The following is a 17824-nucleotide window of genomic DNA, read 5'->3' on the forward strand; positions in this document are numbered from 1 at the left end:
AGCGGGACGAAGCACGACAAGCCGGCGGTACCGGCGCCCGCCTTGAAAGCTGAGGGAGGTTGCCATGCCATCGATCGATAACCTGACGTCTGCCGCGCTGGCGTCCGCGTGCGGCGACGACGGCGAGTTCCGCCTGGCTGCCCGCCACTGGTCGGGCGGGCTGCGGCTGGAGGCGCCCGGGCGCACGGCCGGGGTCGCGCTTGCGGCCGGCCGCGTCGTGCCCGGCGAGCCGGCCAAGGGCGCGGCCGGCGTCATCACCTTGGCGGCGGCCGACGCCGTCTGGGAGAAGCTGCTCGCGGCCAAGCCGCCGCGCTTCTACAACGACATCTTCGGCGTCATGGCCCTCGGCGAGATGACGCTCGAGGCGGACCCGGTTCAATTCGCGCAATACTATCCGGCCGTCATGCGCGCCATCGAGCTGTTGCGGCCGGCCACGGCGGCGCCCACAGCCCGTTCCGGTGCTGCTCGCCAGGGCACGTTCGACAGCCCGGTCGGCCGCTACATCCATCTGGACATCGAAGGCGGCAGCTATCGCGTCTACTTCGAGGAGGCGGGCTCCGGCATTCCGCTGCTGCTGCAGCACACGGCGGGCTGCCATGGCTCGCAGTGGCGCCACCTCTTCGAGTGCAAGCCGATCACCGACCACTTCCGGCTGATCGCCTACGACATGCCGTTTCACGGCAAGTCGCTGCCGCCGGTCGGCCCGCAGTGGTGGGCTGACGAGTACCGCCTGACCGGCAGCTTCGCGCGTGCCCTGCCGGTGGCGCTCGCCGGCACCCTCCGGCTCGATCGCCCGGTCTTCATGGGGTGCTCCGTGGGCGGCCTCCTGGCGCTCGATCTGGCGCGCCACAACCCGGAGGCGTTCAGCGCGGTGATCTCGCTGGAGGGCGCCCTGAAGATCGAGACCGACATCAACGAGCTGGAGGCGCTCTGGCATCCCCAGGTCAGCAACGAGTACAAGGCGCGGCTGATGAACGCCCTGATGAGCCCGACCTCGCCGGAGGCCTATCGCAAGGAGACGAGTCAGGTTTACGCGGCCGGCTGGCCGCCGGCCTTTCTCGGCGATCTCTACTATTACCTGGTCGATTACGATCTGCGCGAAGCCGCGGCCGGCATCGACACCGGCAAGGTCCCCGTCCACATCCTGACGGGCGAGTACGACGCCAGCGGAACGATGGAGCACGGCCAGGCCGCTCACGCGGCTATTCCGGGCTCCACGTGGACCGCGATGAGCGACATCGGCCATTTCCCCATGTCGGAGAACCCCGAGGTCTTCATCAGGTATCTGCTCCCGGTGCTCGAGCAGATCCGGGCGCAGCGCGCCGCCTAGCTCGGCGGGATTCTCGAACGCGGCGTTGGCGTCCGAAGCTCAGGATCGAGCCATGGCTGAGAGCGGGATGATGGCGCAAAGCCCATCATCCTGCTCCAAAGCGTCTCCCGCTCGGCGGACAGGTCAGATCCGCGCGAGGCTCCCCGGCTCCAAGACGTCTAAGCACTCCGATCTGAACAGATGAGCCCAATTCGATGACGGCCGAGATTTTCGACTTCATTGTCATAGGCGCCGGCTCGGCCGGATGTGTTCTGGCAAACCGGCTGTCGGCGGACCCGCGCAACCGCGTGCTCCTGCTGGAGGCGGGCCCCCGCGACAAGAGCATGTGGATCCATATCCCGGCCGGCATGCAGCGGGTCTTCCTCGACACCCGCATCAACTGGGCCTATTCCACCGAGCCGGAACCGAACCTCAACGGCCGCACGGTCTACTGGCCGCGGGGCAAGACGCTCGGCGGCTCCAGTGCCATCAACGGCATGGCCTATGTGCGCGGGCAGCCCGAAGACTACGATCAATGGGCGCAGTCGGGGGCGAGCGGCTGGTCGTGGGACGACGTCCTGCCATACTTCAGGAAGAGCGAGAGCTATTGGCGCGGCGAGAGCCAGCTGCACGGCGGCGACGGCAACGTGCGTGTGACCAACACCGAGCAGCGCCAGCCCGCCGGCTCGTCCATCCATCGGGCGACGCGCGCCTTCATCGACGCCGGCCTGGCCGCCGGGCTGCCCCTGAACCCGGACTTCAACGGGCCGACGCAGGACGGCATCGGCTGGATCGACCACACCATCGACAACCGAGGCCGCCGGCACACCACGGCGACCGCCTACCTGCGCACCATCGGCGCGCGGCCCAACCTCGCCATATGGACCGAGGCGCTGGTCGAGCGCATCGTCACGGAGGGCGGGCGGGCGACCGCGGTCGACGTGCAGCGCGGCGGGCAGACCACCCGCGTCGGCTGCGCCGGTGAGATCATCCTGTCGGCCGGGGCCGTCAATTCACCGCAGATCCTGATGCTGTCCGGCATCGGGCCGGGCGAGCACCTCAACGAGTGGGGGATCGAGGTCGCCCGCCATAACCCGCGTGTCGGCCGCAACTTGCAGGACCACATGTACGTGCACTGGGTGCACGAGGTGAAGCCCGGGTTCAGCTTCAACGCCGAGACACGGGGCCTGCGGCTGCTGCCGCACATCCTGCGTTACTACGCGCGGGGCAGCGGCCTGCTGACCACCGGCTCCAGCAGCGCCTACATTTTCTGCCGGTCGTTGCCCGGCGCCGACACGCCCGACACGCAGATCGGCTTTCGCGCCTACAGCACCGAGGCGATGGTCTCGGGCACGCCGGGCGACCACGCGTTCCCGGGCTGGTCGGCATCGGTGTCCTATCTGCGGCCGAAGTCGCGCGGCGAGATCCGGCTCAAGGGGGCGGCGCCCACGACGGCGCCCGCCATCCACGCCAACTATCTGTCGCACCACAGCGATCTCGCTGCCCTGATGAGCGCCCTGCGGCTGGTCGACAAGATCTACGCCTCGCCCAAGATCCGCGAGGTCCTGGTCAAGCGGCTCTCGCCGGCGGACGGCATCGACGTCAACGACGACGCCCAGCTCGAGGCCTACGTCCGGGGCTGCGCCAACACCATGTACCATCCGGTCGGAACCTGCGCCATGGGCCCGGGCGCGGATGCGGTCGTCGACGAGCGGCTGCGCGTGCGCGGAGTCGGTGGCCTGCGCGTCGCCGATGCGTCGATCATGCCGACGATCGTCTCAGGCAACACCAACGCACCCGCCATCATGATCGGCGAGAAGGCGGCGGACATGGTGCTTCAGGACATGCGCGTTTAGTGTGGCGAAACCTTGGGGCGACGCTGGAAGCGAGTTCCGGATTCCTGAGCCACACTGGGAACTCTACGATACCAGTGTAGTTTAGCGGATTTGAAGGGTCCTGCCATTTGCATGACCCTCGCGTTCAGAGCCTTCAAGTTCATCACTCGAAAGTCTGTCCCGATCAGATGAGCCGATCTGATCGAACGATGTTCTTTTAAGCAAGTATCCGCTGCGCTGGTCCGTCGTCGAGTATAGTCATTCGGCAGGGCGTCGCACAAAGACAGATATATCGGAGTGATGAACATGAAAGCTGGGGTCTTAAGCGCGCTTGCGACTGCGCTTGCGTTCGGATTTGCTTCATCGGGAGGCGCGATCGCCGAAGATGCGACGTACGACCCCGGCGCCAGCGATACGGCCATCAAGATCGGCCAAACCATGCCCTACAGCGGGCCGCAGTCGGTGCTGTCGCTGCAAGGCACGGTGATGACGGCCTACTTCAATGATCTTAATGCAAAAGGCGGCATCAACGGACGAAAAGTCGATCTCATCTCGCTCGACGACGGCTACAGTCCTCCCAAGACTGTGGAGCAGACGCGGAAGCTCGTCGAGGGCGAGGAGGTGCTGTTCATCGCGGGCTCCCTCGGCACGCCGACGAACTCGGCGATCCAGGCTTATCTGAACGCGAAGCACATTCCCCACCTGCTGATCGGCAGCGGCAGCTCGAAGTGGCATAATCCCGACAAATTTCGCTGGAGCATGACGTTCTATCCGTCGTATCGGCGCGAGGCGCAGGCATATGCCGCCTACATCCGCAAGAACAGGCCGGACGCCAAAATCGCGGTGCTCTACCAGAACGACGATTCGGGACGCGATTTTCTGACGGACCTGAAAAAGAGCCTCGGCGACGGCTTCAAGGGCAGCATCGTCATGCAGCGCGCCTTCGAGGTCGCCGATACCAGCGTCGATTCGCAACTGCTGAGCATGAAGGCGGCCGGCAGCGACGTCCTTGTCTTCGCGGGTCCGCCGAAGTTCGCGATTCAGGCCATCCGCCGGGCTCATGAGATCGACTGGCAGCCGCTGCGGTTCTTCTGGAGCCCGGCCACATCGATCGCCGGGGTCTTCCAACCGGCCGGCTTCGACCTGGCGAAGGGCGTCGTATCGGCGCTGGCGTTCAAGGCGCCGCTCGACCCGGTCTGGTCCGGCGCGCCCGACGTCCAGGAGTACCTGGCCTTCATGCGCAGGGCGGGGCTCGAGGGGCGCGCCGACGATGCCAGCGCCGCCTATGGCTACGCCGCGGCCGTCATGCTCCGCCGGATCCTCGAGGCGGCGGGCAATCGGCTCACGCGCGACAATATCCTCAAGGTCGCGACGAACATCGACGAGACAAGCTTTCCTATGGTCATGCCCGGCATCAACCTGAAAGCGGATGCACAGGACTACGACATGTTCAAATCGTTGATCATCGAGCAGTTCGACGGAAAGGGCTGGGTTCCGATCGACAAGTGAGCGCCAATCCGGACGCTCGACGATGTTGCTTTTCAAGGGGATGGATGGCCGGGTCCAAGCCCGGCCATGACGGCGCGGCCTTTGCCGCAGGGCTCGAGCGGGATGATTTATCTTCGAATCATCCCGCTCTAAGTCATTGTTTTGAGCATGATCTTATCCAAAAACCGGTATCCACTTTTTGGGATCATGCTCTAGCGTGTCGCGATCACCGTGCGAAGCTATTCGACACTCAGGACCGTCAGCTCATGCTGTCGGCCGTCGCGCGCGATCCAGGTGATCGACTGGCCTGTCGAAAGGCCGATGAGGGCTGCGCCGATCGGCGTGAGGACGGAGATCTTGTTCTCCGCGATATCCGCCTCGCCGGGAAACACCAACGTCACCCGCCTGTGTTGTCCGGTATCGGACTGAAAGGCGACGGTCGAGCCCATGCGGACAGCGTTCGCCGGCACGGCCGCGGCGGAGACCACCTGGGCCCGGTCCATCTCGGCCAGGAGTTCCTCGGCGACCTCGCGAAACGGGCCGTGCGCGGCTGCTGCAAGATCGGTCAGGCGCTTATAGTCGATATCGCTAACGACGATTCGCGGCTTGCCGCCGGTGTGCGCGAGTTCTGTCATGATGGCCGATGTCCGGTTGACGGCGCATGAACGCGACCAGCGGATTGCCGCGCTGACCGAGTCCGCTCTGGTGCTTGGTGAAAGGCGCCTGGATGGCCGGCGCTGCCGCGGGCAGCCCGATTGCGTCCCCGGAGCTCGGGGCGCATATGGCCGAGCCCGGGGCTAAGATTCCGCGATCGGATGAATCCGGAAAACGACGGCGCAGATCTTACACATACATATAATCTGGCAGGTTCTTCTGCCGTGTCAAGGCAGCGCGCCGATCTCGGTACGTGTCCGGAACGACCATTTTCAGGAGTTGGCGTCGGCCTTGGAGATCATGCGCCGGTCCCGGCATCGAGACTGTCAGGCCGTGCGCCGGCCTGCCGCCGGCTCAGGGCGAGCGCGCGGGCGCGGCCTGCGACGCCAGCTGCCTCCGGAGGTTGCGCAGCTCCTCGAAGCGCGGGGTGACGTCGCGCAGGATCGCCGCGACGCTGTCCACGCGTCCGTCTGCCCCGTGCAGCATGACGATGGTGAACTCGACGGAGATGCGCCGCCCGTCCGCAGTCAGCGCCGGGACCGACAGCAGCTCGCCCGCGCCGTAGCGGCTTCGGCCGGTCTCGATCGCGCGCGACCATCCCTCCCAGTGCCGGGCCCGGAGATTGGCCGGAATAATGATGTCCAGCGACCGGCCCACCGCCTGCTCGGCGGGAAAGCCGAAGATGCGCTCCGCTCCGGGGTTCCAGAGCTGGATGACGCCACGCGGGTCGGTCGCCAGAATCGCGTCGGAGCGCGTCGCGAGCAGGGCCTGCGCGATGCGGACGGGGACATTGGACGAGGCGGACGCCGTCACGGGAGGATCCATCGCTGAAAGCCGCTGCCGGCGACACGGAGTGCCGCCGCGCATGTCCCAGCTAAGATGGCACCAGTCTTTGAATTTCAAAAATTCATTTGATTGAATTTAAATGCAAAAATATGCATATTAGTGCATGGATATCAATCAGGCGCGCACGTTCCTGGAGATTGCCCGCTGCGGCAGCTTCATCGCCGCGGCCGAGCGGCTTCACGTCACCCAAACCGCCGTCAGCGCCCGCGTCCGGGCCCTGGAGGAGTTGCTCGGGCGCCGTCTGTTCGTCCGCAACAAGGCCGGCGCCCGCCTGACGCCCGCCGGCGAGCGCCTGGTCCGTCCCGCGACGACGATGGTCCAGGTGTGGGAACGGGCGAGGCAGCAGGTCGCGCTTCCCCCCGGCCGCAAGGACGGCGTCAGCGTCGGCGGCGAATTGAGCCTGTGGCATCCGCTGCTGGCGGATTGGCTGATATGGATGCATCGGGAATGCCCCGAGATCGCGCTGCGGGCGGACGTCGACAGTCCCGGGAGCCTCCTCGCCCGTGTCCAGGACGGCTCGCTCGACCTGGCTGTCCTCTACAATCCCGCCCCCTGGCCGAACCTGGTGGCGGAGCTGCTGTTCGAGGAAAAGCTCGTCCTGGTCACGACCTCGCCGGACGGCGAACTCGTCCCCGAGGACTACGTCTACGTCGACTGGGGCGCGGCCTTCGCGGCCAACCATCAGGCGGCCTTTCCGCAATCCAGCAGCCCGCCGGTCTCGATCTCGCTGGGCCCGCTGGCGCTGACCTATGTGTTGACCGTGGGCGGCTGCGGCTATTTCCGGCTCGGCACCGCACGGCCGTTTCTGAGCGACGGCCGGCTGCATCGCGTGAAGGACGGGCCGGAATTCTCTCATTCGGCCTACGCCGTCTATGCCGGGCATAGTGACAATGACGCCGTTCACCGCGCGCGCCAGGGGCTGCGCAGCGTCGCGGCCGCCGGAGAGATGCCCGGCCTGCCCGCGTCGATCGCCCCGCGCGCCTCACGCTGAAGGTGACGTGTCCGCCCTCGGCGCGCCTCGCCGGATGCGCTGCGGCAAGCTCGGGCGGCGGGCTGCGCCATTGGTGTGACTCGAGGATTAAAAGTCTTGCTATGAGGCGAGATACGCAGTTGCGCCTCGGTGCAGCTTTTGCTGCGACCGAGGCAAAGCGTCAAAATCTCCGCGCAAAGCGGCTCGTCATGCTCTCCGTGCCGAAGCGATCGGCCGGGCCGCCGGCCCTGCGGCTGCCGCGGAGGCAGCCTTCCAATAGATCTATTGACAGGTAAATGATCCTTATATTCGTTGATGCCGCAGGTCAGCGGTTTGGGCGAGGATGAGCACATGCATATCGGCTTTGACGGGCGCGTCGCGATCGTGACCGGGGCAGGCGGCGGGCTTGGCCGCAGCTACGCCCTGAAGCTGGCGGAGCGCGGCGCCCGTGTCGTCGTCAACGATCTCGGCAGCGCCGTCGCCGTCGCCGCCGACGGCCGCCGGACGCGCTCGGCGGACGAGGTGGTGGCGGAGATCCGCAGCCGCGGCGGCGAGGCCATCGCCAGCTACGACTCGGTCTCCGATCCGGACGGGGCGGCCCGGATCGTCGCCGCGGCGGTCGACGGCTTCGGGCGGCTCGACATCCTGATCAACAACGCCGGCAACCTGTTCCAGGCGCCGTTGACCGAGATGCCGGTGGACCAGTGCCGGTCCATCGTCGAGGTGCACCTGCTCGGCGCGATCTTCATGACCCGCGCGGCGCTGCCGCACATGCAGGCCGGCCGGTACGGGCGGGTCGTCTTCACCAGCTCCGGCTCGGGGCTCGTGGGCTTTGCCGGCCAGGCCGCCTATGGCGCCGCCAAGACGGCCATGGTCGGTCTGATGCACTGCCTGGTCCTTGAGGCGGAGAACGAGGCCGTCCGCTTCAATACCATCGTTCCCACCGCGACGAGCAAGATGAGCGACGGCATCCTGCCCGGCCATCTGACGCGGTTCCTCGGGCCGGAGGCCGTGGCTCCGGCGGTGCTGTGGCTGAGCAGCGACCGCTGCGATGTGAACGGCCGCATCCTCGTGGCGGGCGGCGGCTTCTTCGCTCAAGTCGAGCTCATGCGCTCGCCCGGCGCCCTCGTCGATCCGACCGGGGAGATCACGCCCGAGACATATGACGAGCGCTTCGCGGAGATCTCGCAAATGACCGGCGCGACGCGCTATGCCGCGAACCTGACGAATCTCGAGAACCAGCTGAAGCAGCATGGCCTGCTGTGATCGGCACGGGTGACGGCGGCAGGCCGTGAGCGGCCGCGCCTGACGGCGATCCACCGCGTTGACGCCATTCAGCTTCTCGTCTCGGAACAGCCCGGCGCGGATCGAGCGATGGGCGCCTGCGCCGCTCTTGCGCCGGCGGATCTCGATCATATGTCAGGGGGATCCGGCGCTCATCTGCCGAGCAGCCCCCCGCGAAAGCGATGAGCGCAGGGTGGGCCGGCGTCGTCCTTCGGATGGCGCCGGCTTTGCTCTTGAGCATTCGGCCTGTGGGCATTCGGCCTGTGAGCATTGGAGCCCGTGGGCGTGGGAGCCTGAGCGGGGGGTACGGCTCATGGGACGCCGAACCCAAAAGCGGGCGCCGATCTGCGGATGAATCCGCTGCTGCGGCAACGACATAGCGCGGCAGCTCCGAAATCACCGGAACGTCGACCGCGCCGGATGCTCTTCAATCCTGGTCGTGGACGGCATAATCTCACCACTCGCCGGTCTCAGGCGGCCATGGTTCCGCCCTTTGGCGGCCGGGGCGGCCGCGTCAATTCTTGGGGTGAGTATGCGGCACAACGCGTTCGATCCGCGGGCATTCGCCATCGTCGGTGCGGCTCTCAAGGCGCTGGCCTGGTTCATCTTGCTGCTGCCGGCCACGTTTCTGCTGCCGCGACGCGGCGGCGCGCGCGCGAGGTCCCCCAACGCCGCCCACATCGCGTTTTCGATCGTCCTGTACCTGCTGATCGGCGGTCTGCTCGTCGCCGATTATGTTCGCTATGGCCCGCAGGTCGCCTCCGATCCCGTCCGTGACGAGCCCGGTCACTCCGTGGTCCGGTGACGCGGTCACGGTGTTCCATCGGCCGGCGGCGCGGCGGCCATCCCGCGGATCGCCTCCGCCGCCGCTGCGGCGCAATTCGCCTGAGGCGGAATGGCTGAAGGAGCCGTGTCGACGGCCACGGCATGGGAGGCCCGCTCGCGCAGGGCTTGCCAAGTATGCGCGCCCGGGCGTGGCATAGGCGAAGCACCCCGGTGCGTCGGTGCGACGTGACGCGGCGCGCCACCCGAGACGTCGTCGAAGTGTCGGGAGACGAGCATGACGAATGATGGTCGTGCGTTCGCCCGCGCCGTCGCCATGGCGGCGTGCGGGCTCGTCCTGTCGGCCCTGATGGCAGGGCTCGATGCACGTCGCGCGGTGGCCCAGGCGGCGGCGCGGTGCCCGGGCGACAACGGCGGGCTCACCCTGTCCCCGGGCTTCTGCGCCACCGTCTTCGCCGACAATCTCGGCCACGTCCGGCATCTGGTCGTCGCCGCGGACGGCACCGTCTATGCGAACACTTGGAGTGGCCGGTACTTTCCCGGTTCGCCGCCGCCACCCGGAGGCTTCCTGCTCGCCCTGAAGGACAGCCACGGCACCGGCCGGGCCGATGCCGTCGAGCGTTTCGGCGTGATGGCGGCTGAAGGCGGAGCCGGGGGCAGCGGCATCGCGCTGTACGGGGGAGCCCTCTACGCCGAGGAGCGCGACCGCATCCTGCGCTACGAGCTCGTGCCCGGATCGCCGCGCCCGGCCGGGCGGCCGCGGGTGGTGCTCTCCGGCCTGCCCCTGACCGGCGACCATCCCATGCACCCCTTCGTGATCGACCAGAGCGGCGCGCTCTTCGTCGACCTGGGCTCGGCCACCAATGCCTGCCAGCAGCAGAACCGGATCGCCGGCTCGCGCGGGCTCGCGCCGTGCCGGGAGACGGAGACCCGAGGCGGCATCTGGCGCTACGATGCCAACAAGACCGGCCAGGTGTTCTCGCCGACGGAGCGCTACGCCGGCGGCATCCGCAACGGCGAGGGCTTCGCCTTCGACGGCGACGGCCGGCTGTACGCCACCCAGCACGGCCGCGACCAGCTCTTCCAGAATTGGCCGCGGCTCTATACCGCCGAGCAGAGCGCGGAGCTGCCCGCCGAGGAGCTGCTGCTCGTCGAGCCCGGGGCGGATTATGGCTGGCCGCAATGCTACTACGACCAGCGGCAAGGGAAGCTGGTGCTCGCGCCGGAATACGGCGGTGACGGCGGCCAGGCCGTCGGCGCCTGCGCGCAACGGCGAGCGCCGATCGCGGCCTTCCCGGGCCACTGGGCACCGAACGACCTGGCCATCTATCATGGTGACAGGTTCCTGGCCGGCTATCGCGGCGGCGCCTTCATCGCCTTCCACGGATCGTGGAACCGGGCGCCGCTCCCCCAGGGCGGCTACAACGTCGTCTTCCAGCCGCTGGCGGACGGGCGGGCCACCGGGCCTTATGTCGTGTTCGCCGACGGCTTCGCCGGGGCGGACAAGAGTCCGGGCCGGGCGGCCTTCCGGCCGACGGGCCTCGCCGAGGCGCCGGACGGCGCTCTTTATGTCGCCGACGACGTCCATGGCCGGATCTGGCGCATCACCTACGCCGGCGACGGAGGGGACGTGGTCGCGCCGGCGCCCGCGCCGGCCGTCGTAACCGCCAACGCTGCGCCCTCAGCGCTGCCGCCGGAGGGCGTGCATGCCGATGCGGGCCGTAGGCTACGCACGCTGCCGCCGCCGCCCGGCGCCACGGCGGAGCAGGTCGCCCTGGGCGATCGGATCTTCCACGGCGAGGCGGGCGACGGCACCTGCTCCGGCTGCCACGGCTCCGACGCCGGCGGCAGCCCGCAAGGCCCGGCGCTCAATAGCGGCCGCTGGCTGTGGAGCGACGGCAGCCTCGCCGGGCTGCGCGCGATCATCGAGCGGGGCGTGCCGCAGCCGAAGCGGTACCAGGGCGTGATGCCGCCGCTCGGCGGATCGCCGCTCTCGGCGCAGGATCTGGCGGCGGTGTCGGCCTACGTCTGGGCCATCAGCCATGACAGGCACAACTGAGCGCCGGCTTATGCGCCAGCACGGCCGATGCGGCGGTCAGGCCGGGTCCGCGCGGCCGGAGAGGAGATCCGCGGCCCACCGGCTCGACGGGATCTGCTCGCAGACCGTGAGGATGGCGATGGTCACGGGAATGCCGATGAAGGCGCCGGCGATGCCCCACATGAAGCTCCAGAAGAACACCGCCAGCAGGACGATGAACGGCGAGATGGCGAGAGCATTGCCGGCGACGCGCGGCTCGATGTAGCTGCCGCTGAAGAACTGGACGAGGTTCATGCCGACGAACACCGTCGCGGCCAGCTGCCACGAGCCGAACTGGGCCAGGGCGAAGATGGTGGGCAGCAAGGTCGCCAGCAGCGGGCCGACGAAGGGGATGTAGTTCAGCGCAAACGCCATGACGCCCCAGGCCAGCGCCAGCTCGAGCCCCAGGAGCGCCGTCAGCGCCCAGACGGCGACGCCGGTCAGCACGCTCATGACGGTGCGCACCGCCATGTACTTGCGCAGCTTGCGGGCGATGCTGGTACTGGCCGCGAGCAGGCGCTCGCCGGCTGTCCCGGGCGCTGCGCTCGCCAGCTTGCGCTGCATGATGTCGACCTCCAGCAGGCCCAGCATGACGAAGATCAGGGTCACCACGGCGAAGGCGATGATGCCGTTCAGCCGCGTCGCGAGGCCCTGGAAGATGCGCAGCAGCCAGCTGACGTTGAAGCTCTCGGCCAGCATGCCGGCGGCGTAGAGGCCATGGCCTTCGAGCCAGGCCGCCACCTCGGTGTAGAGTGCCTGGAAGCGTCCGCCGTTGGCGACCAGCCATTGGCCGGCCTGGCTGAACCCCCAGAGAACGAGGTAGCCGAGGGCGCCCACCGTGGCGATGGTCACGGCCAGCGTGATCACCATCGCCGACAGCTTGGGCATGCGCACCTGCAGCGCCGCCTGCAGCGGCCAGACCAGGGCGATGACGAACAGCGCGAAGGTCACGGGCACCGTGACCGGGCGCGCCAGATGCAACGCCGCCGTGGCCAGGATGGCGGTGCATATGCCAAGCATGATGCGGATTTCGCGCGCGCCCATCACGTCTCGCTCTCGTCAGCCAGGGGGGCGTTGCGCGAGCCGGTGAATCTCGCCGCCGACCGATACATCGACGGCGCGGCCTCGCCCGTCAAGCCGCGCGGACGGGGGCTCCGGCGCGCGGAGCCCCTTTCTTCAAGCCGCAAGGCGGGGCCGCCGGCGGAGTGCCGCAAACGTCAGGGCCGGAACCCCTTGGTCCGCATGCAGGCGGCATAGACGTGGGCGCGATTGCGGCTGGCGCCGTGGGCGTGAGCGCGCGGGTAGGCGTGCGCCGCGCGGGCATTGCACGCCTTCATCGCGCTGTTGCGCGAGGCCGCCTGGGCGGTGTCGACCGGTATGGCCATGGCGGCGATCCCGAGACCAAGGCCGAGGGCCGCAATACTTGCGATTTTCATAGCTAGACTCCCAAATGAAGGATGGTGCCGATGGCGGTTTGCACCATAAATAAAGTATTCATTTGGACAACGGCAATCGTTGTGATGCCGGAAGATAGAGACGTTCTGAGTAGAAGTGGGATTCTATGCCAATCGCATTGGCGCTCGTCGTGTCCGTGCGCATGTCCTGCCCACGCACGTGAGCACCCCACCTGAAGCGCATCCTCGCCGGCCGGGCGATTCCGCCCGACCGAGAACATGCGCCTCCGGGTAACCGGCCGTCTCCGGCGTGTCGAGTCAGCGGCCGCGCGGCGTCGTGGCGTTGCCGACGATGGCGCCGCCGACGCCGCCGATCGCCGCTCCGGCGAGGGCACCGCCGGCGGTTCCGCTTGCCAGGCCGCCGATGATGGCGCCGGTGCCGGCGCCGATGGCCGCGCCCCCGATGGTGCGATCGGTGCGGTTATAGGGGTTGCAGGCGGCCAAGGTGACGGTCAGCAGTCCAAACACCAGCATCTGCCTCATGCGGAATTCCTTCTCCAGATTGATGGGGTGCATCGGGCCGATGGGGCTGGATGCGCGCCGCGGGGGCGGAATTGCCCGCTCGCGACAGCCGTGCTCTAGATCAAACGGGTGGAGCCTGTCCATCCAGGCGGCCCCGGCCCGCGGCGACGGACAGGCGGTGGAGCAGCCGATGCCCCGCCTCCATTCCGAGCCGAGCCGCCTCATCCCCCCAATGGATCGAAGCGGCCCGGCGCTCGTCGGCATTATATGCGGCGCAACGGTGCCGGGCATCGGCACGACGTCCCGCACGTGTGCGAACCGTCCCAACTGAATCCCGCCGGTCCACGGTCACGGGCCTGGGCGCCGAGCGGGTCCGGCGAACAGGTTCCGCCAGCGCCGGCCGAGGTGATCAGCAGGGCGCAGCGTTGCCCCATGCGCTGAACTTGCCTTCCATTTTCGGGTCGAGTTGGCGAGGCGTCCCGGTTCTTGCCTGCGCGTCCCCATCTTCGATTTGCTCGGTTGTTGAAGCTGAGCCGGGTAGATACCGTTCTTGCCCCACCTCGGTGCGCCTTCAGGTCTACGATAGGCCGATGCGACGCCGCCTGGGGGCAACATCGTCTGCCGGCCAACCCGTCAGACGCCCGTCGTATCGTCCGGCCGCAGCGCGCCGGCATGAGCGGCGGGACTGGAGGAAACGGAGAACGGGCATGAGCGCAGGAGCAGATGCGGCCACGGCGCGCGACGTCGTGGCCTGGCATGCAGTGTCTCCGCAGGAGGCCCTGACGCGCCTCGCCAGCAACCGCGAGACCGGGCTCGACGCGACCGAGGCCGAGGCCCGGCTCCGCAGCTACGGGCCGAACCGTCTGCCCGAAGGCCGCAAGCGCGGCCCGCTTGCGCGGTTTGCGACGCAGTTCAACAACGTCCTCGTGCTCGTGCTGCTCGGCGCCGGCTTCACCAAGCTGATGCTGGGCCTGTGGGTGGATGCGGCCATCATCCTCGCCGTCGTCGTTCTCAACGCGCTGCTCGGCTTCATCCAGGAGGGCAGGGCCGAGAAGGCGCTCGATTCGATCCGCAACATGCTCTCGGCCGAGGCGCGGGCCGTCCGCAGCGGCGAGACGCGCATGCTCGCCGCCGAGACGCTGGTGCCCGGCGACATCGTGCAGCTCGAGTCCGGCGACAAGATTCCCGCCGACCTGCGGCTCGTCGAGGCGAAGAACCTGCGCACCGAGGAGGCGGCGCTCACCGGCGAATCCGTTCCGGCGGAAAAATCCGTCGACCCGGTGTCGGCGAACGCCACCGTGGGCGACCGCCATGGCATGGCGTTCTCCGGCACCATGGTGGTGTCGGGCCGCGCGACGGGGGTGGTGGTCGCCACCGGCAACGACACCGAGCTCGGTCGCATCAACCAGCTGCTCGCGAGCGTGAGCGCGCTCGAGACGCCGCTGCTGCGTCAGATCAAGCGCTTCGGCTACGCCATCACCGCGGTCATCGGTGTGCTCAGCGTGCTCATCTTCGCCTATGGCAGGTGGGTGAAGGGCATGGACTTCGTCGAGCTGTTCCAGGCCGTCACCGGCATCGCCGTGTCGTTGATCCCGGAAGGGCTGCCGGCGCTCATCACCATCACGCTGGCCATCGGCGTGCAGCGCATGGCCCAGCGCAACGCCATCATCCGTCGCCTGCCCGCGGTCGAGACCCTGGGTTCGGTGTCGCGCATCTGCTCCGACAAGACCGGCACGCTGACCCTGATGGAGATGATGGTGGTGTCGGCCGTCACCGCCGAGGACGACTTCCAGGTGTCCGGCGACGGCTATGCCCCGGCCGGCGAGGTCACCCGCGACGGATCGCCCATCGGCGCGGCGCCGGTGCTGGCGCTCATGGGGCGGGTCTCGCTGCTGTGCAACGATGCGGAGCTGTTCCAGAAGGACGGCGCCTGGCGCGTGGAGGGCGACCCGACCGAGGGCGCGCTCTATCCCTTCGCCACCAAGCTCGGCATGGAGCGCGGCGCCGAGCAGACGGCGGCGCCGCGTATCGACGCCATCCCGTTCGAATCCGAGCACAAGTTCATGGCCACGCTGCATCGCACGGCCGACGGCCGCACCATGCTGCTGGTCAAGGGGGCACCGGAGGTGATCCTCGAGCATTGCGACCGGCAGCAGACCGCCGGCGAGGCGGCTCCCCTCGACCGCCCGCATTTCCTCACGGCGTCCGACCGGCTGGCCGCCCAGGGCGAGCGCGTGCTGGGCTTCGCCTGGCTCGAGGATCCGCAGGTGCCGGCCGGCGGCCTCAGCCCGGCCGACCTGCCCAGAAACCTCGTTCTGCTGGGCCTGATCGGTCTGCTCGATCCGCCGCGCAAGGAGGCCATCGAGGCCGTCAGGGAATGCCATGGCGGCGGCATCCGCGTCACCATGATCACCGGCGACCACAAGATCACCGCCGCCGCCATCGCCAAGATGCTGGGCATCGGCGACGGCAGGACGGCGCTGACGGGCACGGAGATCGAGGCGATGGACACCGCAGCGCTCCAGGAGCAGGTGCGCACCGTCGACGTGTTCGCCCGCGCCAGCCCCGAGCACAAGCTCCGCCTGGTCAAGGCGATTCAGGCCAACGGGCAGGTGGTGGCGATGACCGGCGACGGCGTCAACGACGCGCCCTCGCTCAAGAAGGCGGACATCGGGGTCGCCATGGGCATCAAGGGCACCGAGGTGACCAAGGAGGCGGCCGGCATGATCCTGGCCGACGACAACTTTGCCTCGATCACCGCGGCGGTGAAGGAGGGCCGCACCGTCTACAACAATATCGAGAAGGCCATGCTGTTCCTGCTGCCGACCAACGTGGCGCAGGCGCTGGTCATCGCGGTCGCCATCTTCCTGGGCTTCACCATGCCGATCACCGCCCCGCAGGTGCTCTGGGTCAACATGGTGACGTCGGTGGCGCTGGGCCTGGTGATCTCGTTCGAGCCGCACGAGATCGACGTGATGAGCCGGCCGCCGCGCGCCGTGGACCGGCCGATCGTCACCGGCTTCGGTATCTGGCGCATCGTCTTCGTCGGCCTGGCGCTGCTCGCCTACACGCTGGTGGCGTTCTTCTGGATGAAGGCGTACGGCGCCTCGGACGGGCTGGCGCGCACCGTCGCGGTCAACGCCATCACCATCGGCCAGGTCTTCTACCTGCTGAACAGCCGCTACCTGCTCGACTCGTCGCTGTCGCTCACGGCGCATCTGGGCAACAGATATCTGCCGCTCGGCATTGCCGCCGTCGTCGTCCTCCAGCTCGCCTTCACCTACGCGCCGCCGCTCCAGGCCATGTTCGGCAACGAGGCGATCCCGCTGTGGGTCTGGCCCTGGCTTCTTGCAGGTGGTCTGGCGTTCTTCCTGGTCGTCGAGGCGGAGAAGCTGATCATCCGTTCGTCCGCTGGGCTGCGGCGAGCCGTGACCGCCGTGGAGGCCGGCGCCTGACGGCCGCGCCAGGCGGCGTCAGACCGCTCGGGGCGAGGGGGCCGCCGGCTACCGGGGGACACATCAGTGGCTCAAACCCTTGGCCTTGACCTGTGCGCCGTCCAGCGCCCATAGCTCCGGCCATCGTTCAGGGGGAAAAGCGTGAACCGTTACTGGTCGGAGCTTGCCGGAAGCTTGTCGCCTTACGTGCCTGGTGAGCAGCCGCGTATTCCGGGCCTGGTGAAGCTCAACACGAATGAGAATCCGTTCGCGCCGTCACCCATGGCGATCGAAGCCATACGCTCCGCCGCCGCCGATACGCTGCGCCTCTATCCCGATCCGCAGTCGACACGCCTGCGCGAGGTGCTTGCGGCGTATCACGGCGTATCGCCTGAGCAGGTCTTCGTCGGCAATGGTTCCGACGAGGTGCTCGCTCATGCCTTCGCCGGGCTGCTGAAGCAATCCGGACCATTACTGTTTCCCGACATCACCTACAGCTTCTATCCCGTCTATTGCAAGCTGCTGGGCATTGAGCACCAGGTTGTTCCGCTCGATGAGGCGATGTGCATTCGCATAGCCGATTATTTTTCAAACGGCGGCGCCATCATCTTGCCGAATCCCAACGCACCTACCGGAATCGCGCTGCCACGCGCGGCGATCGAGGAGTTGGTGCGCGCGCGGGCCGACGTGCCGGTGGTCGTCGACGAAGCCTATGTGGATTTCGGTGCGGACAGCGCCATCCCCTTGATACACGACTACCCCAACCTGCTCGTCGTTCAGACCTTGTCGAAGTCCCGTGCGCTCGCCGGTCTGCGGGTCGGTTATGCGATCGGCAATCAAGGCCTGGTCGAAGCGCTGACGCGGGTGAAGGACAGCTTCAATTCCTATCCGCTCGGTCGGCCTGCCCAGGCAGGCGCCATCGCGGCAATCGAAGACGAAGCGTACTTTCAGCGAACGCGATCGATCATCATAGCCAACCGTGAAAAGCTGGTTGCGGCGCTGATCCGGCTCGGCTTCGATGTCCTGCCATCCAGCGCCAACTTTGTCTTCGCCCGCCATCCGCGTCATCGCGGTGATGCATTGGCAGCGGCGCTGCGCGAACGTGCCGTCCTCGTCCGGCATTTCTCCGCACCCCGCATCTCCGACTTCGTTCGGATCACCGTCGGATCGATGGCCGAGCTCGATCGTCTCATTGAAGCGCTGTCCGAGTTCCTCGCGTAACCGAGGG

Annotated in this window: 14 protein-coding genes; 9 read left to right on the top strand and 5 right to left on the bottom strand. The window is 67.8% G+C overall.

The annotated features are described in order from the left end of the window. Positions 1–64: 64 nt before the first annotated feature. The 3 genes from ACZ5PO_RS11890 to ACZ5PO_RS11900 all read left to right on the top strand — a co-directional run bounded on the left by ACZ5PO_RS11890 (position 65) and on the right by ACZ5PO_RS11900 (position 4653). Positions 65–1330 carry an alpha/beta fold hydrolase gene (locus ACZ5PO_RS11890; protein WP_464193584.1) on the top strand — a complete coding sequence of 422 codons (1266 nt, stop codon included), beginning with the start codon at positions 65–67 and terminating at the stop codon, positions 1328–1330. Between the two features lie 194 nt (positions 1331–1524). Continuing rightward, entirely contained in the window at positions 1525–3165 is a 1641-nt protein-coding gene (locus ACZ5PO_RS11895) for a GMC family oxidoreductase (protein WP_464193586.1), read from the top strand. Between the two features lie 285 nt (positions 3166–3450). Continuing rightward, entirely contained in the window at positions 3451–4653 is a 1203-nt protein-coding gene (locus ACZ5PO_RS11900) for an ABC transporter substrate-binding protein (protein WP_464193588.1), read from the top strand. Between the two features lie 218 nt (positions 4654–4871). On the opposite strand, the gene rnk is transcribed toward ACZ5PO_RS11900, so the two are convergent. Together rnk and ACZ5PO_RS11910 are read right to left on the bottom strand one after the other, a co-directional pair. Continuing rightward, positions 4872–5267, bottom strand: a complete 396-nt coding sequence (rnk, locus tag ACZ5PO_RS11905; RefSeq protein ID WP_464193590.1) for a nucleoside diphosphate kinase regulator — start codon at positions 5265–5267, stop codon at positions 4872–4874. 373 nt (positions 5268–5640) lie between these two features. After that, positions 5641–6111 (bottom strand): PAS domain-containing protein, encoded by a 471-nt coding sequence (locus ACZ5PO_RS11910; RefSeq protein ID WP_464193592.1) that lies wholly within the window; start codon positions 6109–6111, stop codon positions 5641–5643. Positions 6112–6235: 124 nt separating this feature from the next. On the opposite strand from ACZ5PO_RS11910, the gene ACZ5PO_RS11915 reads away from it, so the two are divergent. The 4 genes from ACZ5PO_RS11915 (at position 6236) to ACZ5PO_RS11930 (ending at position 11228) form a co-directional block, all read left to right on the top strand. Then, positions 6236–7123 carry a LysR family transcriptional regulator gene (locus ACZ5PO_RS11915; RefSeq protein ID WP_464193594.1) on the top strand — a complete coding sequence of 296 codons (888 nt, stop codon included), beginning with the start codon at positions 6236–6238 and terminating at the stop codon, positions 7121–7123. 330 nt (positions 7124–7453) lie between these two features. Then, complete coding sequence (locus ACZ5PO_RS11920) at positions 7454–8368, top strand: SDR family NAD(P)-dependent oxidoreductase (RefSeq protein ID WP_464193596.1); 915 nt, start codon at positions 7454–7456, stop codon at positions 8366–8368. Between the two features lie 511 nt (positions 8369–8879). Continuing rightward, on the top strand, positions 8880–9191 hold the full coding sequence (locus ACZ5PO_RS11925) for a hypothetical protein (RefSeq protein WP_464193598.1): 312 nt from the start codon (positions 8880–8882) through the stop codon (positions 9189–9191). A gap of 255 nt (positions 9192–9446) precedes the next feature. Further along, positions 9447–11228, top strand: coding sequence for a PQQ-dependent sugar dehydrogenase (locus ACZ5PO_RS11930; RefSeq protein WP_464193600.1), 1782 nt, complete (start codon positions 9447–9449; stop codon positions 11226–11228). 36 nt (positions 11229–11264) lie between these two features. Here the strand turns inward: ACZ5PO_RS11930 and ACZ5PO_RS11935 are convergent, their stop codons facing one another. From ACZ5PO_RS11935 to ACZ5PO_RS11945, 3 genes are all read right to left on the bottom strand, one after another. Then, positions 11265–12290 carry an AI-2E family transporter gene (locus ACZ5PO_RS11935; protein ID WP_464193602.1) on the bottom strand — a complete coding sequence of 342 codons (1026 nt, stop codon included), beginning with the start codon at positions 12288–12290 and terminating at the stop codon, positions 11265–11267. Between the two features lie 173 nt (positions 12291–12463). Continuing rightward, a complete protein-coding gene (locus tag ACZ5PO_RS11940) occupies positions 12464–12682 on the bottom strand; it encodes a hypothetical protein (RefSeq protein ID WP_464193604.1) in 219 nt (72 codons plus the stop codon). A gap of 276 nt (positions 12683–12958) precedes the next feature. Next, positions 12959–13183 (bottom strand): glycine zipper domain-containing protein, encoded by a 225-nt coding sequence (locus ACZ5PO_RS11945; RefSeq protein WP_464193606.1) that lies wholly within the window; start codon positions 13181–13183, stop codon positions 12959–12961. Positions 13184–13869: 686 nt separating this feature from the next. Here ACZ5PO_RS11945 and ACZ5PO_RS11950 point away from each other — a divergent pair. Together ACZ5PO_RS11950 and hisC are read left to right on the top strand one after the other, a co-directional pair. Continuing rightward, complete coding sequence (locus ACZ5PO_RS11950) at positions 13870–16617, top strand: cation-translocating P-type ATPase (RefSeq protein WP_464193608.1); 2748 nt, start codon at positions 13870–13872, stop codon at positions 16615–16617. A gap of 141 nt (positions 16618–16758) precedes the next feature. Beyond that, positions 16759–17817 carry a histidinol-phosphate transaminase gene (gene hisC, locus ACZ5PO_RS11955; protein WP_464193610.1) on the top strand — a complete coding sequence of 353 codons (1059 nt, stop codon included), beginning with the start codon at positions 16759–16761 and terminating at the stop codon, positions 17815–17817. The last annotated feature ends 7 nt before the right edge of the window (positions 17818–17824 follow it).

It is taken from the genome of Chelatococcus sp. KU-N122, from assembly GCF_055391085.1.

Excerpts from the sequence above, each read along its gene's own strand:
- ACZ5PO_RS11935 (WP_464193602.1), bottom strand. The coding sequence starts at position 12,290 with ATGGGCGCGCGCGAAATCCGCATCATGCTTGGCATATGCACCGCCATC.
- ACZ5PO_RS11950 (WP_464193608.1), top strand. The coding sequence starts at position 13,870 with ATGAGCGCAGGAGCAGATGCGGCCACGGCGCGCGACGTCGTGGCCTGG.
- rnk (WP_464193590.1), bottom strand. The coding sequence starts at position 5,267 with ATGACAGAACTCGCGCACACCGGCGGCAAGCCGCGAATCGTCGTTAGC.
- ACZ5PO_RS11930 (WP_464193600.1), top strand. The coding sequence starts at position 9,447 with ATGACGAATGATGGTCGTGCGTTCGCCCGCGCCGTCGCCATGGCGGCG.
- ACZ5PO_RS11900 (WP_464193588.1), top strand. The coding sequence starts at position 3,451 with ATGAAAGCTGGGGTCTTAAGCGCGCTTGCGACTGCGCTTGCGTTCGGA.
- ACZ5PO_RS11910 (WP_464193592.1), bottom strand. The coding sequence starts at position 6,111 with ATGGATCCTCCCGTGACGGCGTCCGCCTCGTCCAATGTCCCCGTCCGC.
- ACZ5PO_RS11895 (WP_464193586.1), top strand. The coding sequence starts at position 1,525 with ATGACGGCCGAGATTTTCGACTTCATTGTCATAGGCGCCGGCTCGGCC.
- ACZ5PO_RS11940 (WP_464193604.1), bottom strand. The coding sequence starts at position 12,682 with ATGAAAATCGCAAGTATTGCGGCCCTCGGCCTTGGTCTCGGGATCGCC.
- ACZ5PO_RS11945 (WP_464193606.1), bottom strand. The coding sequence starts at position 13,183 with ATGAGGCAGATGCTGGTGTTTGGACTGCTGACCGTCACCTTGGCCGCC.
- ACZ5PO_RS11915 (WP_464193594.1), top strand. The coding sequence starts at position 6,236 with ATGGATATCAATCAGGCGCGCACGTTCCTGGAGATTGCCCGCTGCGGC.
- ACZ5PO_RS11920 (WP_464193596.1), top strand. The coding sequence starts at position 7,454 with ATGCATATCGGCTTTGACGGGCGCGTCGCGATCGTGACCGGGGCAGGC.
- ACZ5PO_RS11890 (WP_464193584.1), top strand. The coding sequence starts at position 65 with ATGCCATCGATCGATAACCTGACGTCTGCCGCGCTGGCGTCCGCGTGC.